1 protein-coding gene and 1 pseudogene are annotated in these 2,049 nt (G+C 73.4%); both read right to left on the bottom strand.

Translation table 11 applies throughout. The annotated features are described in order from the left end of the window. Positions 1-399: pseudogene (locus tag SSBG_RS17165) on the bottom strand (alpha/beta fold hydrolase); the annotation flags it as partial. Between the two features lie 29 nt (positions 400-428). Beyond that, positions 429-1,976: a flavin-containing monooxygenase gene (locus SSBG_RS17160; RefSeq protein WP_008747362.1), complete on the bottom strand. Its 1,548-nt coding sequence runs from the start codon at positions 1,974-1,976 to the stop codon at positions 429-431. Between the last annotated feature and the right edge of the window lie 73 nt (positions 1,977-2,049).

The raw sequence follows: 2,049 nt of genomic DNA, 5'->3' as shown, positions 1-2,049 counted from the left end.
CGGCGGCGGCGTGCTCGCGGAAGGCGGGGCGCCCGGCCGCGGCCATGAAGGTCATGCCGCCCATGGAGTGCCCGGCGAGCACGGCCGGTGCGCCCGGGGCGAGGGTCGCTTCGAGGACCGCTTCGAGATCGTCGGCGAGCGCCTTCGGGCTGTACCCGAGCGGGCCGGGGGGCGCGGGGCTGCGGCAGCAAACGCGCTGTTGGTAGGAGATGACGCGGTGGTCGGGGGCGAGCGCGCGGAACGCGCCGCCCAGAAGGCGATCGAGCACGTCCAGCCGTGCGCGAGCACGACGGCGGGCGCGTCCTCGGGCCCGAAGACCTCGACGTGCACGACCGAGCCGTCCGCCGAGACGACGCACGGTTCGCGCACGGGCACGGGCGGCACGTACGTACCGCGCACGGCGTGACCGGGGTTCCTCAGCAGCGGGCTCACGCGGCCGCCACCTCCTCCGCGCGCAGCGCGCCGCGGCCGGGCTCCGGTGTCGTGCCGGTGCGCGGGGGCCGCAGTACGTCGTACTCCAGGAGATCGACGCGGCGGGTCGCGGCGCGGAACTCGGCCGTCGTGCCCGGCCAGATCGTCGTATTGCGCCCCGAGGCGTCGAGGTACCAGCTCGTGCAGCCGCCGGTGTTCCACACCGTGCGCTCCATCCGCGTCTGGACGCGCGCGTTCCAGGCGTCGACCGCGGCGGGGCGCGGGACGAGCGCCGAGCGCGGGCCGAGCACGTCGAGCTGGCGGAGGTAGTCGGCGAGGTAGTTCAGCTGAGCCTCGATCATGAGGATCATCGAGGAGTTGCCGAGGCCGGTGTTGGGACCGATGACGGTCATGAAGTTCGGGAAGCCGCTCGCGGTCGCCCCGCGCAGCGCGGCCATGCCGTCCTTCCAGCTCTCGGCGAGCGTCTGCCCCCCGGCGCCCACGACGCGCTCGGCGATCGGCATGTCCGTCACGTGGAAGCCGGTGCCGAAGACGATCGCGTCGGCCTCGGCGGTCGAACCGTCGGCGGCGACGAGGGTGTTGCCGCGGATCTCGCGGAGCCCGGAGGCGACGACGTCCACATTCGGCCGCGCGAGCGCCGGGTAGTAGGCGCTGGAGAGCAGGATGCGCTTGCAGCCGATGCGGTACGAGGGCGTCAGCTTCGCGCGCAGCACGGGGTCCTTGACGGACCGGCGCATGTTCGCCGTCGCGAGCCGCTCCACCAGCCCGAGTTCGTCGGGCCGCTTCGTGAACGCCTGCACCTGAAGTTCGCGGATGCCCCACAGCGCGGCCCGGCGGGCGGCGGTCGTGAAGGGCAGCGCCCGGTGCAGCCGCCGCTCCAGACCGCTCACCTCGCGGTCCATCCGGGGCATGACCCAGGGCGGCGTGCGCTGGAAGAGCGTGAGCCGCGCGACCTCGGGCTGGATCGCGGGCACGATCTGGATCGCCGAGGCCCCCGTACCGATCACCGCGACGCGCTTGCCCCGCAGCTCGTAGTCGTGGTCCCAGCGCGCCGAGTGGAAGACCTCGCCGGGGAAGGTGCCGAGCCCGGGAATGTCCGGGATCTTCGGGTCCGAGAGCGGCCCGGTCGCCGAGACCACGACATCCGCGGTGTACGGGCCCGAGGCCGTGTCCAGCTCCCAGCGCATCCGCGCGCCGTCCCAGCGCATGTGCCGCACCTCGCTGCCGAAGCGCAGGTGCGGCCGGAGCCCGAAGGTGTCGGCGACCCGCTCCAGGTAGGCGCGGATGTGCGGCTGCCCCGAAAAGGTGCGCGGCCACTCGGGGTTGGGCGCGAAGGAGAAGGAGTACAGGTGCGAGGGCACGTCGCAGGCACAGCCCGGATACGTGTTGTCGCGCCAGGTCCCGCCGACGGACCCCGACCGCTCCAGCACGACGAAGTCCGTCACCCCCTCCCGCCGCAGGCGCACCGCCGCCCCGAGCCCCCCGAACCCCGAACCGACCACGGCCACCCGCACGTGGGTGCCACCACCACTTGTCTCCGCCATCGAGCCGCCTCCCACACGCTCCGAGTAACCACGCCAGCAATCACTGGCACGATGGGAGCGTAGAACAGACCCG

This window comes from Streptomyces sp. SPB074, assembly GCF_000154905.1.
In the GTDB taxonomy this organism is placed as follows: domain Bacteria; phylum Actinomycetota; class Actinomycetes; order Streptomycetales; family Streptomycetaceae; genus Streptomyces.
The sequence above is the reverse complement of the archived record's forward strand: the minus strand, read 5'-3'. Positions and strand labels throughout refer to the sequence as shown.